General features: G+C 32.7%; 20 protein-coding genes. 6 read left to right on the forward strand and 14 right to left on the reverse strand.

The window, feature by feature from the left end:
* Nucleotides 1–176 precede the first annotated feature (176 nt).
* From BA768_RS15260 to BA768_RS15270, 3 genes are all read right to left on the reverse strand, one after another.
* Nucleotides 177–491, reverse strand: coding sequence for a hypothetical protein (locus BA768_RS15260; protein WP_065721450.1), 315 nt, complete (start codon nt 489–491; stop codon nt 177–179).
* Entirely contained in the window at nt 445–642 is a 198-nt protein-coding gene (locus tag BA768_RS21330; RefSeq protein ID WP_065721451.1) for a hypothetical protein, read from the reverse strand. Before BA768_RS21330 ends, BA768_RS15260 begins: the two co-directional genes overlap by 47 nt.
* Before the next feature lie 89 nt (nt 643–731).
* Complete coding sequence (locus BA768_RS15270) at nt 732–1,172, reverse strand: hypothetical protein (RefSeq protein ID WP_065721452.1); 441 nt, start codon at nt 1,170–1,172, stop codon at nt 732–734.
* A 185-nt stretch (nt 1,173–1,357) separates the two neighbouring features.
* Between BA768_RS15270 and BA768_RS15275 the strand changes: the two genes are divergently transcribed.
* Nucleotides 1,358–1,585 (forward strand): hypothetical protein, encoded by a 228-nt coding sequence (locus BA768_RS15275; protein WP_065721453.1) that lies wholly within the window; start codon nt 1,358–1,360, stop codon nt 1,583–1,585.
* A gap of 503 nt (nt 1,586–2,088) precedes the next feature.
* On the opposite strand, the gene BA768_RS15280 is transcribed toward BA768_RS15275, so the two are convergent.
* From BA768_RS15280 to BA768_RS15290, 3 genes are all read right to left on the reverse strand, one after another.
* Nucleotides 2,089–2,448, reverse strand: coding sequence for a hypothetical protein (locus BA768_RS15280; protein WP_065721454.1), 360 nt, complete (start codon nt 2,446–2,448; stop codon nt 2,089–2,091).
* Between the two features lie 15 nt (nt 2,449–2,463).
* Nucleotides 2,464–4,974 carry a hypothetical protein gene (locus BA768_RS15285; RefSeq protein WP_065721455.1) on the reverse strand — a complete coding sequence of 837 codons (2,511 nt, stop codon included), beginning with the start codon at nt 4,972–4,974 and terminating at the stop codon, nt 2,464–2,466.
* A gap of 65 nt (nt 4,975–5,039) precedes the next feature.
* Entirely contained in the window at nt 5,040–5,540 is a 501-nt protein-coding gene (locus tag BA768_RS15290) for a M15 family metallopeptidase (RefSeq protein ID WP_065721456.1), read from the reverse strand.
* Between the two features lie 267 nt (nt 5,541–5,807).
* Here BA768_RS15290 and BA768_RS15295 point away from each other — a divergent pair, with 267 nt between their 5' ends.
* A complete protein-coding gene (locus BA768_RS15295) occupies nt 5,808–7,085 on the forward strand; it encodes a Y-family DNA polymerase (RefSeq protein ID WP_065721457.1) in 1,278 nt (425 codons plus the stop codon).
* 72 nt (nt 7,086–7,157) lie between these two features.
* On the opposite strand, the gene BA768_RS15300 is transcribed toward BA768_RS15295, so the two are convergent.
* Nucleotides 7,158–7,772 (reverse strand): YdeI/OmpD-associated family protein, encoded by a 615-nt coding sequence (locus BA768_RS15300; RefSeq protein WP_065721458.1) that lies wholly within the window; start codon nt 7,770–7,772, stop codon nt 7,158–7,160.
* Between the two features lie 178 nt (nt 7,773–7,950).
* Nucleotides 7,951–9,084: a serine hydrolase domain-containing protein gene (locus BA768_RS15305; RefSeq protein ID WP_065721459.1), complete on the reverse strand. Its 1,134-nt coding sequence runs from the start codon at nt 9,082–9,084 to the stop codon at nt 7,951–7,953.
* A gap of 90 nt (nt 9,085–9,174) precedes the next feature.
* On the opposite strand from BA768_RS15305, the gene BA768_RS15310 reads away from it, so the two are divergent.
* On the forward strand, nt 9,175–10,473 hold the full coding sequence (locus BA768_RS15310; RefSeq protein ID WP_083206698.1) for a M48 family metalloprotease: 1,299 nt from the start codon (nt 9,175–9,177) through the stop codon (nt 10,471–10,473).
* A 127-nt stretch (nt 10,474–10,600) separates the two neighbouring features.
* Here BA768_RS15310 and BA768_RS20950 read toward each other — a convergent pair whose 3' ends face one another.
* The 4 genes from BA768_RS20950 to BA768_RS15330 all read right to left on the reverse strand — a co-directional run bounded on the left by BA768_RS20950 (nt 10,601) and on the right by BA768_RS15330 (nt 14,369).
* Nucleotides 10,601–10,804, reverse strand: coding sequence for a type II toxin-antitoxin system RelE/ParE family toxin (locus BA768_RS20950; protein WP_083206699.1), 204 nt, complete (start codon nt 10,802–10,804; stop codon nt 10,601–10,603).
* Nucleotides 10,795–11,037, reverse strand: coding sequence for a hypothetical protein (locus tag BA768_RS15320; RefSeq protein WP_065721461.1), 243 nt, complete (start codon nt 11,035–11,037; stop codon nt 10,795–10,797). The genes BA768_RS20950 and BA768_RS15320 overlap by 10 nt, the downstream gene beginning before the upstream one ends.
* 56 nt (nt 11,038–11,093) lie before the next feature.
* Entirely contained in the window at nt 11,094–12,620 is a 1,527-nt protein-coding gene (locus BA768_RS15325) for a hypothetical protein (protein ID WP_065721462.1), read from the reverse strand.
* A gap of 207 nt (nt 12,621–12,827) precedes the next feature.
* Nucleotides 12,828–14,369, reverse strand: a complete 1,542-nt coding sequence (locus tag BA768_RS15330; protein WP_065721463.1) for a glycine--tRNA ligase — start codon at nt 14,367–14,369, stop codon at nt 12,828–12,830.
* Nucleotides 14,370–14,687: 318 nt separating this feature from the next.
* Here BA768_RS15330 and BA768_RS15335 point away from each other — a divergent pair, with 318 nt between their 5' ends.
* From BA768_RS15335 to BA768_RS15345, 3 genes are all read left to right on the forward strand, one after another.
* Entirely contained in the window at nt 14,688–14,882 is a 195-nt protein-coding gene (locus BA768_RS15335) for a DUF4177 domain-containing protein (protein ID WP_034677831.1), read from the forward strand.
* Nucleotides 14,883–14,907: 25 nt separating this feature from the next.
* Nucleotides 14,908–15,603, forward strand: coding sequence for a pseudouridine synthase (locus BA768_RS15340; protein ID WP_034677832.1), 696 nt, complete (start codon nt 14,908–14,910; stop codon nt 15,601–15,603).
* A gap of 244 nt (nt 15,604–15,847) precedes the next feature.
* Entirely contained in the window at nt 15,848–16,885 is a 1,038-nt protein-coding gene (locus BA768_RS15345; protein WP_065721464.1) for a quinone-dependent dihydroorotate dehydrogenase, read from the forward strand.
* 53 nt (nt 16,886–16,938) lie between these two features.
* Here the strand turns inward: BA768_RS15345 and BA768_RS15350 are convergent, their stop codons facing one another.
* Nucleotides 16,939–17,550, reverse strand: coding sequence for a hypothetical protein (locus BA768_RS15350; RefSeq protein WP_065721465.1), 612 nt, complete (start codon nt 17,548–17,550; stop codon nt 16,939–16,941).
* 3 nt (nt 17,551–17,553) lie between these two features.
* Entirely contained in the window at nt 17,554–18,798 is a 1,245-nt protein-coding gene (locus BA768_RS15355; RefSeq protein WP_065721466.1) for a DUF445 domain-containing protein, read from the reverse strand.
* Nucleotides 18,799–18,920 lie beyond the last annotated feature (122 nt).

Here is an 18,920-nt window from a genome sequence, read left to right on the forward strand (position 1 = left end):
GGAAGCGACAGAACTTGACGTGTTAAAAATAAAAAATGGCTAATTCTTGACTAATTATAATTATTTTGGAATCTAGATGTGTAATATCATTCCTTTCCAATAGATATATTGATTTACCATTTCTTTAAAATAAAAACCGCCCTATTACTTGAGCGGTTATATATTTACAAAAATTCTTAGTGTCTTCTCTTTATTCCATTTTCTGTTCTTCCTTTTTGATGTAACTCTAGTTGCCTTTCTACAAAAGTATTAATTTGATCAACTATTTCAGGAGTAATGAATGTAGGATATTGTCCCTTTAATTTTTTATTTTTAGTGTATAACTGCTCTATTTCCTCAATTTCTTTTATAGAAAATCCATCAAGTATATGATAAATGTAAGAGTCTTTTTTAAATGAATCAAAATCAAAGTTATCATAAACTTTTGTTAAAACATCATCGTTATTAATCGGATTGATGTTTATAAATCGAATAATATAAAAAGCTTTCAATAGATTTTTTATAGTCTGTAATTTTTATAAACTTTTCTACAGCTTCAATCTGTTCTTTATTGGGTTCTCTTCGTGGCGGAGGTACTCCCCATTGTGCTTTTGAATTTACAAAAAATACAAAAAATAGAATTGATAGGATTTTAATTTTCATAGAGTTTTTTTCAAAAGGGTAGATTTGTTGATTACAAATGTATGTATTTTTACAAGAAAATTATTTCTAATATGAAACGGTATCTATTATTATTCTTTATAAACGTACCTCAAAGGTTTATTAACCGAAATATGATCTTCTACTAATTTTTTAAAGCCTAAAGCTCCATAAATCATACTATCCACATAAAATTCTCTTCCTTTATGATAAAGATAATATGTAGTTCCTTTAAATTTAAAAGGTTGATTTCCATATTGTTCTGGAAGTCTTTGCCTTAGTTCTTCTTTAAAAGGATTAAAATCTGGATGTTTTAATAGTTTTTCTATTCTTTTATCAAAAGTTGGAAGTATTTGTTGAAGTTCCTGTACTGTAACTTCAAAATCTTGCTTCTCATAAATTCTTTGTTTTATATTTTCTTCAATAGTTGGATTTAACTTCAAAATAGCAAACCTTTCGAAAGTATCTTCTAAACTATTTGTAAAGTTCCTAACTTTATTTTCAATGTTAAATATTAAATAATGTGGTTTCATTTTAAATTATTTAGTCAAAATTGTTATTACTGAATTTTCTGATTCATATGTATCTTTAATTTTATCAAACCCCCGCTGCCGCACGAATCCCTTCGTGTGGTTATTCTTTAAAAGGCAAACATTCTAAAACTACAATACTGCAGCATTACTCTGATCATCTTTGTTTCTTAATAAAAATAAAACTTTTGAGAGGGCATGTAAAAGAAAAAGCCACACGATACAATCGTGCAGCAGCCGGGGATCAAAACGATACCCATATTTCCATTCAAAACGATACAATCCTTTATAAAAGTAAAACCGCCATTGCTGACGGTTTTACTTTTATAAAGGATTTCCTTTTCCTACAGAGGAAAAATCTCCCTCTAATAATGCTGGAAAATGTTTTTTTAATAAAATTGCTGCTGGATATATAAGACATTTTATAGTTCCTTTATGTCCTTCATTAATCTGTTTTTCACCATCATCTAGTATGTCAAATAAACTTTCATATCCTAATTTTTCTAATAGTGTACTGAAACTGTAAGATTGTTTTTTTGCGTTATTATAAATTGTAAAAGTTACTCCATCTTCTCTATAATGTGTTGCAAACCGGATAGTTACATTTTTTTTTCTAAAAAAAGAATTCCTGCATTCTGTTGTCTCCAGTTAAATCCATACTCTGTAGCAATATCTTTGAATTGCTCTTTTATAAAACCTACATATTGTGTTATTTCCATTGTTTTAAATTTTTTAATAATTAATCTACTATTTTATACTCTTCATATTTAGTTAAAGGCTTTAAACCTCTTGCTTCACTTGGTGGTATCATCCTTTTTGTTTTTGGATTAAATCTGTAATCATGTTTCCATTCAAAGCGATGAACTTCTTTACCAAAACCTGTTAAAACAAAAAGTCGCCATTTCTGACGACTTTAAAATTATTTAAGAAATGATTCATTTTGTTTAAGTATGAGAAATGAAATATAAATAAATTCCTTTATTGGATCATTAAATGAATTTGCTTTGGTATTTTCTTCATTTGACATAAATGAGAACGGATCAGATGCTCCATTAAGACTCGGAATACTTAAAACATCAATGTACTTTTTCAATCCTTTATTAGTTAGGACAATCCCTATTTTATTATCGACTCTATATTCTGTAAAAAATTCTATTACTGTATTACTATTTTTCAATTCTATAATATAATTGTTCTTTTCAACAATATTTAAATTAAACTTAGTTATTAAATCTAAGTAAGTTTCTTTTATAAAGACTTTATAGTTTGTTATTTCCATCGTATTAATATTTAATTATTTTATCGTATATTCATTAAACTGAGTTAGTGTAGGAAATTTTTTTCCCTTTAATTGTTCTGGAGATAGCATTCTCTTTGTCTTTACGTCAAGCCTATATCCATGTTTCCATTCAAATCTATGTATCTCTTTGCCAAAGCCAGATAATGTAGATTTTCTTGTACCATCAGCTAATTTCTCCCAATTTCTTAAATACTTTTCGTTCGACATAATCACCACTTCGACTTTTTGCCTTACCGCAGCATCTACCCATTTAGAATTTACATTGGTAAAAAATCCCCCCTTTGCAATAGCTTCTGTATATATTTCATCTGAAACATTTAAAAGATTAAACTTTTGTCCCTTCGGCGCATTAAAAGGGTAGCCACTTTTAAGCATTGCTTTATCAATAAGCTCGGGATAATCTAGCTCTTTTAAAATATTTTGCAAATCTGATCCAAAGCTTCCTACTAAAAATGTTCCTAAGTCTTCATTTCCTAGTAACTTCGCCCCACTGGTTGCATTATGTAAAAAACCATGAGCTACAACTTTGTTTACATAAACTGCAATAAAATTACGAAAACCCTGTCGTGTAGAAAAATGAGCAGACCGTAAAAATTCTCCAGCCAATCTATCTTTTCCTTTTAGTATTTCTACTCCTTTATAAGAAACAATATAATCTTCACCTTTTTTTATAATAGAAAAGCCTTTTTCTACAAGATTTTCTGCTGCTCCTCTTAAAAATACTTCTGTACTTTCAGAAAAAATCGTTTTCAAGACTTTTTTTATAAGTCCAGAACTGTTTTGCTTTGCAGCAATTATAACCTCTTCTATATTGCCTTGTCGAATCAATTTACTTTCATACTTATAAACTTCTTTTACGAGCTCATCTAGTTGCGTAATAAAACTACGATAATTGGAAGGTGCATTTTTAATGTTCTTTAAATTTTCCAAAAGAGCAGGACCATATATAAGAATACCTTCCATTACTACAACGCTCATTATTCCTGCGCCCACAAAAGCATAGATTAAATCCCAGTTTTCTACAAACCATCTTCCTTCCGGATATTGGGATAACCATTTTTGAAGCCATTCGCTCATCAATGCCAAATCTACACCTGCCAAACCTATATCTGCAACAGCCAATACAGAAAACTCAGCAGTTAATCCCATTGTCATAAACCCTGCGATTATAGCCAAAATATCCCCACCAATACGGATATGATGCATCACTTCCGCCCATTCTTTCTCATCAGCAATCGCTTTTATAAATAACGCAGTCACTAAATGTGAATTTCCTTCTTTATCCAAATAAGTTACCGGACTCATTGGATTATAAAAATATCCTGGATCTATATCCTCATCTACAACAATTGTTTCATCTGCTGTAATATCATTTATTGGCTCTCCATCTTGTCCTATTAGTGGACGTTCTCTGGTTTTTGCTACTTTTCTTTTTTGCTGTAAGAAAATAGCATCCTTATAATCGAAATCCCAATCAAAGCTGACAATTCCTTTAATGGTATTAAGAGTATCATTCAATTCCAAAATATTTGATTCTATATAATAATTACCGTAATTGGTGAGACTATTGGTGATTTTTGTTTTTGCTTCTTGATCTTGTTGTATAAACTTACTTAATATAGAAGCGAAGTGTATTCGGTTGGAAACAGGTTTGCCTAAGAAATCAGAGTACCCATCAAGATTATCATAAATCTCATTAACGAATTTGGGATTTTCATTGAAATAATCTACAACTTTATCATAATCCCGAAACATTGCCATCAAAGTAATCAACAAAGAACTTGTATCTTTTGTCCAGCTAAACCAGCCTGTATCATCTACATCTGTAAGAATTTTGAGATGATCTACAACTTTTTCAGTACTAAGATGTATGTGTACAACAAAACTTTTTGGCAAATCTGCATATACTTTGTATAGATCATCTGCTGTGTTTTGAGTGTCTTTTAGAAAGTCAGTAAATTCTTTGATAAAAAATTTAGATGCATCATAATCCGTTTCCACATCTCCATAACCTAAATAAAGTAATAGATTTCTGTATTCTTTAAAGCTATACGTTCTTAACATTATTGCGACTTGTCTAGATCCTGAGTAACGAAAAGAAAGAGTATAGGTTAAACGTTTTTTATCATCAAAAAACACTTCCATAAAAGGCTCGCTTCCGAGATTTTGAGAAACTTTAATAGTGCCATTTTTCAACGCAATTCTTGCTGAAATGTCAATATGGTTTTTATTATTATCCATGATATACATTTGTGGTGTATCATTGAAATATTCTGAAAATACATATTGCATTTCACTGCCATTTCTGTAGGAGAGCCTAATTCTGTCTAAAAGATCTGTAAGGTTGATATATTCGTCATCTTTATATTCCGTATTTTCTGGATTAGGTTTCTGTATTCCTTGTAAAAGATTTTTATTTCCTTCAAATCCTGCACTCACTTCTTTAAAAGAAAGCATTTTAAATTCGGATAAACTGTCACTCCATTCATCGTTAAATTGTTTCATAATTTTGTTTTTTGTTTCAAATACAAAACTATTTCCCCACCGCGCCAAAACTCGACGTATAAAATTTAAAATATCACATATCCATCCTTATCCCTTTTCAGCTTAGAAAGCGCTCTCCAACTCGTTTTTACCAACCCCTTTTTAGTCGGAAAATTCTTCTTCTCGAAATGAGGAAGATCTTTGAATGTTTTCCAGTTTCCACCCCAGTCCCAACCATGTTTTGCGAAAATTTTCACACATTCGTACCAGTCGGCGATTTTGTCGTTGTCCCAATCTTTTGCAGTGTCCCAACTTGCTGTTTTTCCGTCGATGATTAAACACATATCGACTGCCAAACCGTAATTGTGGATGCTTTGTCCTGCTTTGGCATTGGTCACTTTTTTTCCTGAAGTCACTCTTCCGATGGCATACAGTTTTTCCTGTTCCTCAAAACTTCGCAGTCCCTGGGTAATTCTGATTTTGGCTTTTCCTGTTAATGCTGCATCGCATTCTTTAATAATTTGTTTTACTTCCTCTCTTACAAAAGGATGCAATTTCTCAATTCTTTGTTGGGTTACTTTATCCATAATTTTTAATTTTTTTCTGAAACAAATGTAGAGGTATGTTGCGCCAAAACTTGACGTGTTCAAAAATAAAAATCACCATTTTTAAATTAAAAAATACATTTTTTCAAGATGCTGATTAATACATTAATGCGACAAATCTTGACGTATTTAAAGTTATCTAACTGGTTGATTTTTAAATTAATAATGTCAATGTTAAAGTTTTTGATTAAACATAATATTCTATTTTAAAGTTATAGATTTGTATTTTAAAATAGCAATTTTTACTCCATGTATGCTTTAGTCGACTGCAATAATTTCTTTGTTTCCTGTGAGCGAACGCTCAATCCGGAACTTGAAAATAAGCCTGTTGTTGTACTTTCCAACAACGACGGATGTGTTGTGTCGAGAAGCAAGGAAGCCAAAGATTTAGGAATTCCGATGGCGGCTCCGGCGTTTAAATATAAAGAGCTTTTTAAAAAGCATAATGTAAAATGTTTCTCTGCAAAATTCGAACTGTATAATTTTAAAAGCCAGGAGGTTATCGAAATTTCAAAATCTTATGTTGGAGAAAAGGATTATGAGGTTTACAGTATTGATGAACTTTTTCTGGATCTTACAAGTTTTAAATATGTTGATATTTTTAATTACTGTATTCAATTAAAAGAAGAAATTAAAAGTAAGGCCAAGATTCCCGTAAGTATTGGTATTGCTCCAACGAAAACATTGTGTAAGATTGCAAACAGAATTGTAAAAAAAGATCCTGAAAGATTCAACGGAGTTTTTGCTTTAGATACTCCCGAAAAAATAGAAAAGGCCTTAAAATGGTTAGAAATTGGTGATGTTTGGGGAATCGGGAGAAGGCTTGCCATAAAAATGCATGACAATGGTGTTCACAAAGCATGGGATCTACTTCAAAAACCGGAAATGTGGGTGCGGAAAGTCATGGGAATTCACGGGGTAAGAATGATCAACGAGCTGAAAGGAATTCGTCAGTTGGAATTAGATTCACCATCACCCAAAAAATCTATTGCGGTGACGAGAAGCTTTATGCAGATGCTTACCAAAAAAGAAGAGGTTCGTGAACGTGTGGAAACTTTCGGAATGTATTGTTCTGAAAGGCTAAGAAAACAAAATACCTGTTGTAAAATGGTTACAGTTTTTGTACAGACCAACCGTTTCCGGAAAGATTTACCAGAATACAGAAATGCTAGAACTCAGATCCTGCCCAATCCGACAAACTCCTCAATTCTTATTGGAAGGGTTGTAAACGATTTGTTTGAATCTATTTTTGAAGAAGGTTTTCATTATAAAAAAGCAGGAGTCATTGTCAATGATTTTGTACCTGAAGACCAGAGATTGATTAATTTATTTGAAGAAGATACTCAAAATCAACATTTGCCAGTGATGAGAGCAATGGATGCGATGAATAAAAAGTACGGTAAAGATAAAGTGCGCCTCGGAAGCATGAGTGGAAAAAATACTTGGGGACGTGCTCAATTATCTCCGGAATACGAAGCTTTCCTTAAAAATAATACGCTACCGGAAGCTAATTTCAGATTCCACTAAAAATTTAGTTTAAAATTAAAATTGTTTCAATCTTGTAAACCTCCAGCTTCCATCATCTAACTTCCCGCCCAATCACTTCTTTTTCTCATATTTCCAATTCCTGCCTTTTCCTTCGGAAATCCATTCTATTGCCTGTTCGATTCTTTTATTTCGGGTAGCTTCAGTTTTAGCATCAATAATCCAATTGATGTATTCTTTTCTGAAAGAAGGCGATGATTTTTGAAAAATTTCCAATGCTTTTTTGTTTTGATCTAAAACGTTATGAAAATAATAGGGAACTTCGATTTCAACTTTTGAAGGGGGAGCTTTTTTCATCGTCACTCCCATATCGGTAAGTTCCACGGCTTCGAGAATAATTTTTTTAAGCTGAGGTTTGGATGGCAAATCTTCCAGCCTGGTAATCTTTCCTAAGCTGAACATATTGGTTTTTTCGACATCAGTTTCAAGATTTTTTATCGTTGTCATTTCATCATGTAGCCAGAATCCCATGCTGCAATATTGTTTAAACGAAACGGTCGAACAAAGAATTTTTCCTTTGTACATAAACGTCGGGAACTTCCATTTGATCGCTTCTTCCGCATCAGGACAAACCTCATGAACAGTTTCCCGGAGATAATTTAAAATCGGTTTTGCAAAATCTGCAGACTTCTCAATATATTTATCCACTAAAGGATTGTATTTTTCCATGTTTTACTTTAAATGAAGTTTAAACATTATGATTTTTAGTTTGTAAGGCTTTTTTAAGATTCAGATCAATCTAAATTCAGACCTACTTAATAAATTTCTTTAGAAATCCTTAAATCATCTTAAATCTTAATTAAACTTAATGGTTCAAAAAATATTCTCAAACTCAACCTTAGCCTTTTTAAACAAACAACTTCACCGTTTCATTCACCAAAAACTTCACCTGATCCGGTCTTCCTCTGTCGTTTTTAGGATTGTTCATATGACTTCCGGTTCTCACAATAACCATTTTGTGCTCCGGTATCATGATGATGTATTGTCCTTGTAAACCTAAGAAATAATAATGTTTAATCGGATTATCATGATTGATCCAAAATCCCATCCCGTAAATTTCTCCGGATTTTTGGGTAGGCGTTCGCATTTTTTCTATAAAATCTAAATTTAAAATTTGCTCATCTCCCACTTTTCCGTCATCCAAAAACAATTGCCCGAGTTTTGCAAAATCCCTTGAGTTGGAGTGAATACAGCAATATGTTTTTTCCATTCCGCTTTCGTCGACGCTCCATTCTGCATTTTGCTCCATTCCCATCGGAATCCAGAATTTTTGAGATAAATAGCTCGATAAAGACTGATTAACTGCCTTTTTTATCGCAAATCCTAAAAGCTGGGTTGAGCCGCTTTGATATTCAAATCTTTCACCCGGTTTTTCTTTAAATCTTCTCGAAAATGTAGCCTTAATGAGACTTCTTCCATAATAAGCTTTTGCATTGGGAAGAAAAGGATTGTTATAATTTTCATCCCAATCAAGCCCCGATTCCATCTGAGCAAGATTCTTTAAGGTGAGATCTCTTCCGAAAGGTTTGTTTTTAAATTCTTCATAGTATTCAGAAAATTTATGATCAATATTTTCGATTTTTCCTTCCTCTAAAGCCTTTCCCAAGAGCATTACAGTTACTGCTTTTGCCATTGAAAAAGAATTGGTTTTAGAAAGTTTATTATAATCCTTCCAATATTGCTCGTGAAGTAATTTCCCGTCTTTCACGACAAGAAATGACGCAGTATTGGAATGAAGCAGGTCATCAGTAATATTTTTAGGTAAATCTTTTTTGTTGTAATCAGGATGCTCATCCCAAAGAACAGGTTTCGACGTGTGAATGATATTGCTGCGAAACAGTTTTCCATCATCGATATTGGCACTCATTCTTCCTCGTAAATAGGTTTTTGAAATACCGCTGAAGAGATAAGAATATCCTAAAAAATAAAAAATCACCGCTACAGCAACTAAAAATGTGGCGATGTAAACAAGAATGATCATAGGCAGTTGGTCTTAAACAAATTTAAAATAATTTTAAAAATAAAATAGATGTATTATCAAATGAATTATTTTTGTGATTATTGAATGATTATGATAAAAAAATACCTCTTTTTTTTACTGCTTTCTTTTTCGGTGATTTGTTCGGGTCAGGTGTACAAAACCATTGATACTGCAGATTATATTCAACGAAAAGATTTTATTAAAAATTACTCGGTCAACAATGAGCTTCTAATAAAAAATCTCAAAACACAATATTCAGGGAAAACGGGCATCGAGTTGTCTAAAATCTATAAAGAGGTCGGGAAAAACTTTGAAAAACAAGTTAAGAATAAAGACTTTGTTTTCAACTCTGTTTTCGATGCAAAAGTGAAAAATCTGTTGGAGCGTTTGAGAAAAAACAATCCTCAGATTCCACAAAATTTAAAAATCCTTATTGCAAAAGACAACACACCAAACGCTTACTGTTTTGCAGACGGAACTTTTGTGATCAATATGGGACTTTTCAACTGGCTGAATAACGATGACCAGCTAGCCGCCGTAATTTCGCATGAATTAGGGCATAAAATTACAGAACACACGATGAAAAGCTTCCTGAATCTTATCAATCAGGATCAGCTGGATAAATTGGTGGTTCAGGACATTAAATCAGCTAAAGAAAACCGTAATCAGAGAGCTTTTAATGTTTTAAAAAACAGGATTTACAGGAAAGGTGCAGAAAACCGGAAACAGGAAATGCAGGCGGATTCTTTGGGATATGCCGTTTTTAAAAACAGTGATTTTAAGAAAAATGAATTTATCAATACCTTAAAAAGACTGGAAGATTTTGACACGATTTCACCAAGAACATTAAAGATAGAGACATATAAAAAGTATTTCGGACTTCCGAATCAGGAATTCAAAGACAAATGGCTTAAAAAAGAAGATTTTTCCCTGTATAATTACAATAATTTTAACGATAAACTAAATAAAGATTCTTTGAAATCTCATCCGGAAATTGCCTTAAGAATTACCAATCTCAAAAAACTTTTCCCTGAATTGCAAGCTGAACTAAAAGATGAAAAAGCATCCGAATCGTACGCTGTTCTTGAGAAAATTGCAAGAATGGAAACCCTGCCCAATTTTTATCATTCGGAAGATTATGGAGTCGGAATTTACGCAAGCCTGCAGTTTTTACAGGATGGCGAAGAAGAAAAATATTATAAAAGTTGGCTCGGGAAATGTTTTGCTAAAATTTATGAGGCACGAAAAAATTATAATTTAAACCGTTATCTGGATAGAGTAGACCCCAAAAACCAGAGTGAAAGTTATCAGCAGTTCCTTAATTTTATGTGGAATTTAAGTCTGGATGAAATAAAAAATATTGCGGAATATTATCAGAAAGAATCCTGATTATTCAATCAGGATTCTTTTGTTTGATTTAATTTTTCTGGGTTTTGACGTGCATCAAAAACATTGACAATTATAATTTTCTGAGCTTTGGCATTTACATAGTAAATTACTTTGTAATTTCCTGAAACTAAATATCTAACTGTTGAGGTCTGTGTTGTAAAAGTATTTCAATTTGTCCCATTTCGGGATTTTTGCTCAGATTAATGGTCTTGTCAATAATTTCTCCGACTATTTTCCGTGCGGTTTTTATACTTGCTTTTGATTTGTAATAAGAAAAAATGTCTTTTAGTTTATCTTCGGCAAATTGCGTCCAAAAAACTTCTAAGTCCATTTTTCTGCTTTTTGCTTGAGATTTTTAGCAGATGTTAATCTGTTATTTACCTCATCATCCAAAGCTTTATCGATTTCCTGATTGAGTTTTTCAATTGACATAGGCTTTAGATTTTGTTCAAAAACTTCTGTTCTGTTTTTACGGAGAAAATTTTCAAGAGCACTGATAATATCTTCATTATCAATTCTCAGGAATTCCTGAACGAATGATATTTTGCGTGCTTCCAAATTCATAATGATTAAATTTTATAATCAAAATTAGTTAAAATTTAGTTTACAACAATTTTTAATTAATAATTCAGTCTTTCCAAACGAACCTTATTGAACTTTTCTTTTTCATTAATTTCTCTCAAAAGAATATATCCTTCTTTGGCAACATAAGGAATAACGGTGTAATTGTCTTTCTCAGAAATAGGAATAACTTCCTGCTTGAATTTTCCGTCAACAACGGTATTGATGAAGAGATTCCATTTTTTTTCTTTGGTTACCTGATCTTTCTGATAATCTCTGAAGAAAAATACAACATCTTTTCCGTCGTTCAGATATTGTGAAAATAGATAATCGCTGTTTACCCATTTTGATTTTGCTTTTTCAAAAACCTGAACATCTTTTACTTTAAAATCTTTATCAGTATTTATATAAACTAAATCTGTCGTTTTGGGAGCGCTGTATTGTCCTTCAGGCTTGAATTTTTCAGACAGAATTCCGACACTTCCGTCACTCATAAAATAGACGTCTTTTGTCTGGAGAAAATATCCGTTTTCTACACCTCCGTCTGCACTGAGCTTAGGAATATGAGCTGAAAGGTCGGGTTTGTAACTGATTGTTTTCAAATCTACATTATAACTTTTCTTATCAAGCATCAAACGGGCAAAACCTTTATCTCCTTTTTCGTAATTTCTGCCTAAATAAACAACTTTGTCATCGAACGTTTTATCATTATCGATTTTTCGACCGCTTGAATATAAAGCGTCAATATTGTAGATGGTTTCAGGGGAAAGTCCGGTTAATGGCTTATTAGAAACTTCTTTTCCGGTCTTCATGTCAATGACAAGAACCGAGAAAGTCTTGTCGTCGTCATTTACTTTTCTCAGAATTCCGTAAAGAAAATTTTCGTCTCTTTCAAGAATAGTAAGGTCTGAAAATACCTTTTTGCTTCCGTCAGTATTGTAGCTGTATCGCCACATTTGCTTCTTGTTTTCGTCAAATCTGATCAGGCTGTTTTTATTGACGTATTTTCCGTAATCATTCAGTTCTATTGCAAGATAACCGCCTTCTTTAATTTCTGCTACGGAAGAAAGATAGTTGTATCCTTTGTCTTTTTTCTCCGCACGGGTTTCTTTTCTTTCTTCTTTAAATGATTTTGGCTGTGTAATTTCTACGAAAGTTCCGTTTTCCTGGTAATCATAATAAACTTTCGGCTTTACCGTATTGGTTTTAGGATCAATAACCATAGAAACAGGTCGTGTTGCATCTTTAGCCAAAGCCTGCAAATAATTAAAATCGGAAGGCTGCAGAATAATCTGACCTTTAAAATCTACATATCCGTGATAATTAGCGACCAACATATTCGCCTCAAATTCTTTATTGGCAACCGGGTTAAGGTTTTTATCTAAAAGTACATATTCGAATTTCTGAGTTTTTTTATCGGTTTTGCCTAAAGAATACATCGAAACATAGCCATATAAATTGTCTTTGGTGTCAAAAAGTGCATTCATTCCGATGTTTTGTCCTGAAGCTAAAGAGGCTAAATCCTGAGTTTGAGAAAAAGCAAATGTCTGGATGAATCCAAACATTAAAAGAGAGATTTTCTTCATAGTTATTATTTGAATCCAAATGTAATGAATTAAAGGATAGTTTAAATATGCTGAAGAAAATATTTTTAGGTTGCATTTTTCTTGAGATTTATTCAATAGGGGCGGACTTTAGTCCGCTCTAATAAAAAATGTTTGCAGATTGGCTTTAGCCAAAACTTAAGAAATAATTAAACAACAAAAAAGCCCTGATTTCTCAAGGCTTTCGATCTATATTTTAGAAAGTAAATTTCTGAAACTTGTTTTCTCATCGATTATTCTTCTCAATTCCGAAACAGGAACTCTTTCCTGAACCATGGTGTCTCTGTCTCTGATCGTCACAGTGTGATCTGTCAAAGAATCGTGGTCGATGGTGATACAGTAAGGTGTACCTATCGCATCCTGTCTTCTGTAACGTTTTCCTATCGCATCTTTTTCTTCGTAGAATAAATTAAAATCGTATTTTAAATCATTGAAAATATTTTCTGCATATTCTGCCAAACCGTCTTTCTTCATTAACGGAAGAATCGCCGCTTTAATTGGTGCTAAAGCTGGTGGTAAAGATAAAACTGTTCTTTCTGAACCGTCTTCTAACGTCTCGTCTTTTAAACAATGAGAGAATATAGAAAGGAATAATCGGTCTAAACCTACAGAAGTTTCCACCACATAAGGAACATAGTTTTCATTTCTTTCAGGGTCGAAAAACTGAAGCTTTCTTCCTGAGAATTCTTCATGCGCTTTTAAATCGAAATCCGTTCTTGAGTGGATACCTTCCAGTTCCTTAAATCCAAACGGGAAATTAAATTCAATATCAGCTGCAGCATTTGCATAGTGCGCCAATTTCTCATGATCGTGGAATCTGTAATTTTCATCACCTAAACCTAATGCTTTATGCCAGTTCAGACGTTTTTGTTTCCACTGTTCATAGAATTCAAGTTCAGTTCCCGGAGCTACAAAAAATTGCATTTCCATTTGTTCGAATTCACGCATTCTGAAAATAAACTGTCTCGCAACGATTTCATTTCTAAATGCTTTACCGATTTGTGCGATACCGAAAGGAAGTCTGTGACGGGATGTTTTCTGAACATTTAAAAAGTTAACGAAAATACCCTGAGCAGTTTCCGGTCTCAAATAAAGATCCATCGCAGAATCTGCAGAAGCGCCCAATTTAGTTCCGAACATTAAGTTGAATTGTCTCACTTCCGTCCAGTTTTTAGAACCTGTATCAGGATCAGCGATTTCTAATTCTTCAATTAAAGCTTTTACATCGGCAAGGTCTTCTTTTTCAAGAGATTTTGCCAACCTTGAAAGAATTTGTTCTCTTTTTGCTCTGTATTCCAAAATTTTCGGATTCGTTGCAACAAACTGTTCTTTATCAAAAGCCTCACCAAATCTTTTCGCTGCTTTTTCGATTTCCTTGTTCTCTTTATCTTCAATTTTTGCACAATAGTCTTCCACCAAAACATCTGCTCTGAAACGTTTTTTAGAATCTTTATTGTCAATCAAAGGATCGTTGAATGCATCAACGTGGCCTGAAGCTTTCCAAGTTGTCGGGTGCATCAGAATTGCCGAATCAATACCCACAATATTTTCGTTAAGCTGTACCATCGCTTTCCACCAGTATTGTTTGACATTATTTTTCAGTTCTGCACCGTTTTGTCCGTAGTCATAAACTGCAGATAAACCATCGTAAATCTCACTCGAAGGGAAAATAAAACCATATTCTTTAGCGTGAGAAATCACTTTCTTGAAAACATCTTCTTGCTTTGCCATAAATTTTTCGTCTTGACTGCAAAAATAGTGAAAAAGCAGGAAGTAGGAAGCGGGATGCTGGAAGTTTTTGCGTTGCAGATTTTTAGTAGCCAGGAACCTGCTTTCCGCTATATCTTTTGCTCTTCGTTCCTCATCACAAAAGGATGCCGCTGCAATCAGGGCTATTGACAGAAGTGCGTTAAATAAAAATAAACCTCATAGGTTTCAAAAACCTATGAGGTTTAGCATAATTTAAATTTAGCCTCAATCTGCGCAAATCAAAAACCCGTTAGATTTAAACTCATAGAATTTATTGTACTTTTAAAATTAAAAATTATTATGAAAAAAAGATTCGAGTATAAAACAGTGATTATTGAACCTAAAGGATTTTGGGGAACCAGATATGAACCAGCTGAAATTGATAAAGTTTTAAACCAGCATGGAAATGAGGGCTGGGAATTGGTAACTGCAGAAAGCAGAGATTATGGAGGAACTTTTTATGGTATTATTTATACTTTTAAAAGAGAGTTGTAGAACTAATTATATTTAGTTTTGCAAAATGTTAGAAATTCTTTATCAGGACGAACATTTAATTGCCATCAACAAACCCAGCGGATTGTTGGTTCACAAATCTTTTTATTCCGGAGAAGCCGATACATATGCCATCCAGGAATTGAGAAAGCAGATCGGGCAGAAAGTTTATCCGGTACATCGATTAGATCGAAAAACTTCGGGTGTCTTGTTGTTCACTTTAGATAAAGATACACTGAGAATGATGAGCACTCAATTTGAGGAAAAACTGGTTGAAAAAAAATACATCGCCATTCTCCGGGGTTGGGCAAAAGAAGAAGAAACGATCGACTATGATTTGGTGAACGAAAATGAAGTCAAGCAGAATGCAATTACGTATTACCGTCGTTTGCAGACATCAGAAATAGATTTACCTTTTTTAAAACATCAGACCTCGAGATATTGTTTGGTAGAAGCTATCCCTGAAACGGGACGATTTCATCAGTTGAGAAAGCATTTTAAACATATTTTGCATCCAATTTTAGGCTGCCGAAAACATGGTTGCAACAAACAGAATAAATTATGGCTTCAAACATTTGGCGTCAACAAAATGACGCTTCATGCGCATCAATTGAGTTTTAATCATCCTGTTTCTAACGAGAAAATTACGGTAAATGCTGCGATAGATGATGATTTTAAAAGGGTGGGAAATATTTTGAATTTCGATTTGAGTGCTTATTCTTAATTTCCATCAGTATACAGTTTGTCATGCTGAAAGCATCTAAACATGGTATTAGATATGATATAAATAATTCGAGCTTAGATTCCTGCAGAATGACAAACTCTGGAAATACCTCTCTGATTTAACAGATCAAGCAAGATTTGTGTTCATTGGCGAAAACATTTGTGAAACTTGTGTTTTATAAAAACTATCACACATCAATAAACCATTAATTTTAAAATGAGTATTTTTGTAAAACTTTTTTTCAATGTACAAATCGCTCATTCGCCCGATTCTTTTTAAATTCGATCCTGAAGAAGTTCATCATTTTACTTTTTCAATGCTCAAAAATTTCGGATTTCTAACCAAATTATTTTTCCCAAAACATATTGAAGACAAACGTCTGGAAAGAGAAGTTTTCGGCTTAAAATTTAAAAATCCTGTAGGGTTGGCTGCCGGTTTTGATAAAAATGCGGTTTTATTTAATGAATTGGGAGATTTAGGCTTCGGATTTGTGGAAATCGGAACGGTAACGCCAAAAGCTCAGGCTGGAAATCCTAAGAAAAGATTGTTCCGTTTAATTGAAGATGGCGGAATCATCAATAGAATGGGTTTCAACAATGAAGGTTTGGAAGCCGCAATTGAAAAACTGAAAGGCAACAAAGGAAAAATCATCATCGGTGGAAACATCGGAAAAAATACCAATACAACTCCGGAAAATTATACACAGGATTACCTGGATTGTTTCGACGGGCTTCATCCTTATGTAGATTATTTTGTCTTAAATGTGAGTTGTCCAAATGTTGGAAGTCACGCCAAACTGGAAGATGTAGAATATCTTCGTGAATTAATTACAGAAGTTAAGAAAATCAACCAATCAAAGTCTGTACAAAAACCAATTTTATTAAAAATTGCTCCGGATTTGAATAACAATCAATTAGATGAAATTATTGAACTAATTGCTGAAACAAAAATTGATGGCATTGTAGTTTCAAACACATCGGTTAACAGAGAAGGATTAAAAACATCACCGGAAGTTTTAGAGCAAATCGGAAACGGTGGCTTAAGCGGAAAGCCCATTCGTGAGCGAAGTACAAAAATGATCAAATACCTTTCGGATAAAAGTAACCGAGCTTTCCCGATTATTGGAGTCGGCGGAATTCATTCTGCAAAAGATGCGATGGAAAAACTTGATGCCGGTGCAAGTTTGGTTCAGTTGTACACCGGATTTATTTATGAAGGTCCGCAATTAATAAACGATATTAATCAGGAAATTTTGACCAGAGCAAGTAGAATTTCGAGATAATTTTTTATTTAAAACATATTTGAAAGCAAAATCGATAAGGTTTTGCTTTTTTATTACTGAATCCATCCAATTTCAAGCCAATCAACGACTTTATTATTTTGTACAATTATATCAAAATAACTCCCTTTTTCAAAATCTTGCTTAGTGAGAAAAATTCTAGTTAGATAAATGTTTTCGCTAAGTTGAATTGAAGGAGAAACTTTTAAATTGTATTTTTGAGACGTTAATTTAAATTTTCCAGATCTTCTTTTGTTAGTCTTTAAAATTTTGCTAAAATTTATAGATTTAGGAATTTCTAAGTTGTTTTGAATTGAATTTTTTACATTAGCAAATTTGCCAATTTCTTCAAAATTTAAACTTCTGTAAAAGTCTACTTCTTGATTACTAAGACCTCTTCTGTTTTTTCCTTGTAATTGATAGTCCCACACTATATTTTCAATAATTGTTTCTTCAGCATTTTGTTCTTCGTATTTAGTTTTTTCAATTATTTTTCCATCATAAAAAACTTTCACCTTTTCAATTTTTGGAAGTAAATTTTCAGCAACAAAGTTTAAACTTATTTGTTCATTTTGGGCAAATATAAAATTTGAGCAAAGTAAAAATAGAAAGGCAATTTTTTTTCTCATGATTCTCAAAAGCATTTTTAATGATAATTCAAAATCCATAAATTACAAGAAAAAATGCGAAATTGTATAAATAATTAACCCAACCAATCCACCGACTAAAGTTCCATTCACACGAATAAATTGTAAATCTTTTCCAACTTCCAGTTCCAGTTTCTGGCTCAACTCTTTTCCCTGCCAATTTCCAACAGTCGAGCTTATTAATGTTGAAGCTTGATGTGTGTTTCTTAAAATGTATTTATAAGCAGTCACTCTCACCCAATGATCGATTTTATTTTGAAGATTTTCGTCGGTTTTTAAATTTTGAGAAAATTCATTCAGATTTTTTGAGAGATATGTTTTTAAAGTAGAATCATCATTTTGAAGTTCTTCCATCAGTGTTTTTTTAATGGAAGTCCAGATATCAGTTGAATATTCAGCTAATTTATCATTTTTTAAAAGGTCATTTTTAATGGTTTTAAACTCGTCATTCCATTTCGGATCTTCTTTTAAATCACGGGAAAATTCATAGATTTTTTTGGTAATTAAATCGCGGATTTCGTGATTCGGATTTTCTTCAACTTCTTTAAAAAAATCTGAAAGTCCGCTCGCAATTTTATCGGCAATCTTATTATCAACAAATGAAGGAATAAAAGAATAACTCCCTTTCTTTACTCTATCCTGAATCATTTCATCGTTTTCGATAATATAATCTTTGATCTGTTTTGAAAGATTGGTAATGATTTTCTGATGGTCGTTTTTGTCTAAAAGATAGTTGATTCCATTTCCGAGAATGGCATTGAGTTTAATGTTATCGGTCATTTCAGAGACCTTGTTGCTTATAAAATGACTTACTTCAGAATCATCGAGTTTATTTAGAATATCTAGAATGATATCAGATAAATTTTTAATTAAAACTTCCTGATTTTTCTCTTTTCCAAGCCATTCTCCCACAAACCCCGAAATTTTAAGCTTCTGAATATAAGGACGAATGGTTTGAGGTGAAAGAAAATTAGAAACCACAAAGTTTCCCAGGTTGTCACCCAGTTTTTGTTTACTGTTTTCAATAAGATTCGTGTGCGGAATCGGTAAGCCAAGCGGATGACGAAAAAGTGCAGTCACTGCAAACCAATCTGCTAAAGCCCCGACCATCGCAGCTTCGGAAAATGCTCGAACATAACCAATCCAATGTGACTCATGGTTTTTTTGAAGAATAGTAGTTACAATAAATATAATCGCCATCAAAACAAAAAGTCCTGTGGCAAAAGCTTTATATTTTCTGAGCTGTTTTCGTTTCGATTCGTCATTCATATTCTCAAATTTACTAAATTTGGTTGTAATTTTTTTTCCACAAAAATCAAAAAAGGATTAGACGATATTTAAAAGCTTAATGTTCCTGCTAAAAAGGATACTTATATTTTGTGAGCTTATCT

The sequence above is a fragment of the Chryseobacterium sp. CBo1 genome, from assembly GCF_001693475.1.
Taxonomy (GTDB): domain Bacteria; phylum Bacteroidota; class Bacteroidia; order Flavobacteriales; family Weeksellaceae; genus Chryseobacterium; species Chryseobacterium formosense.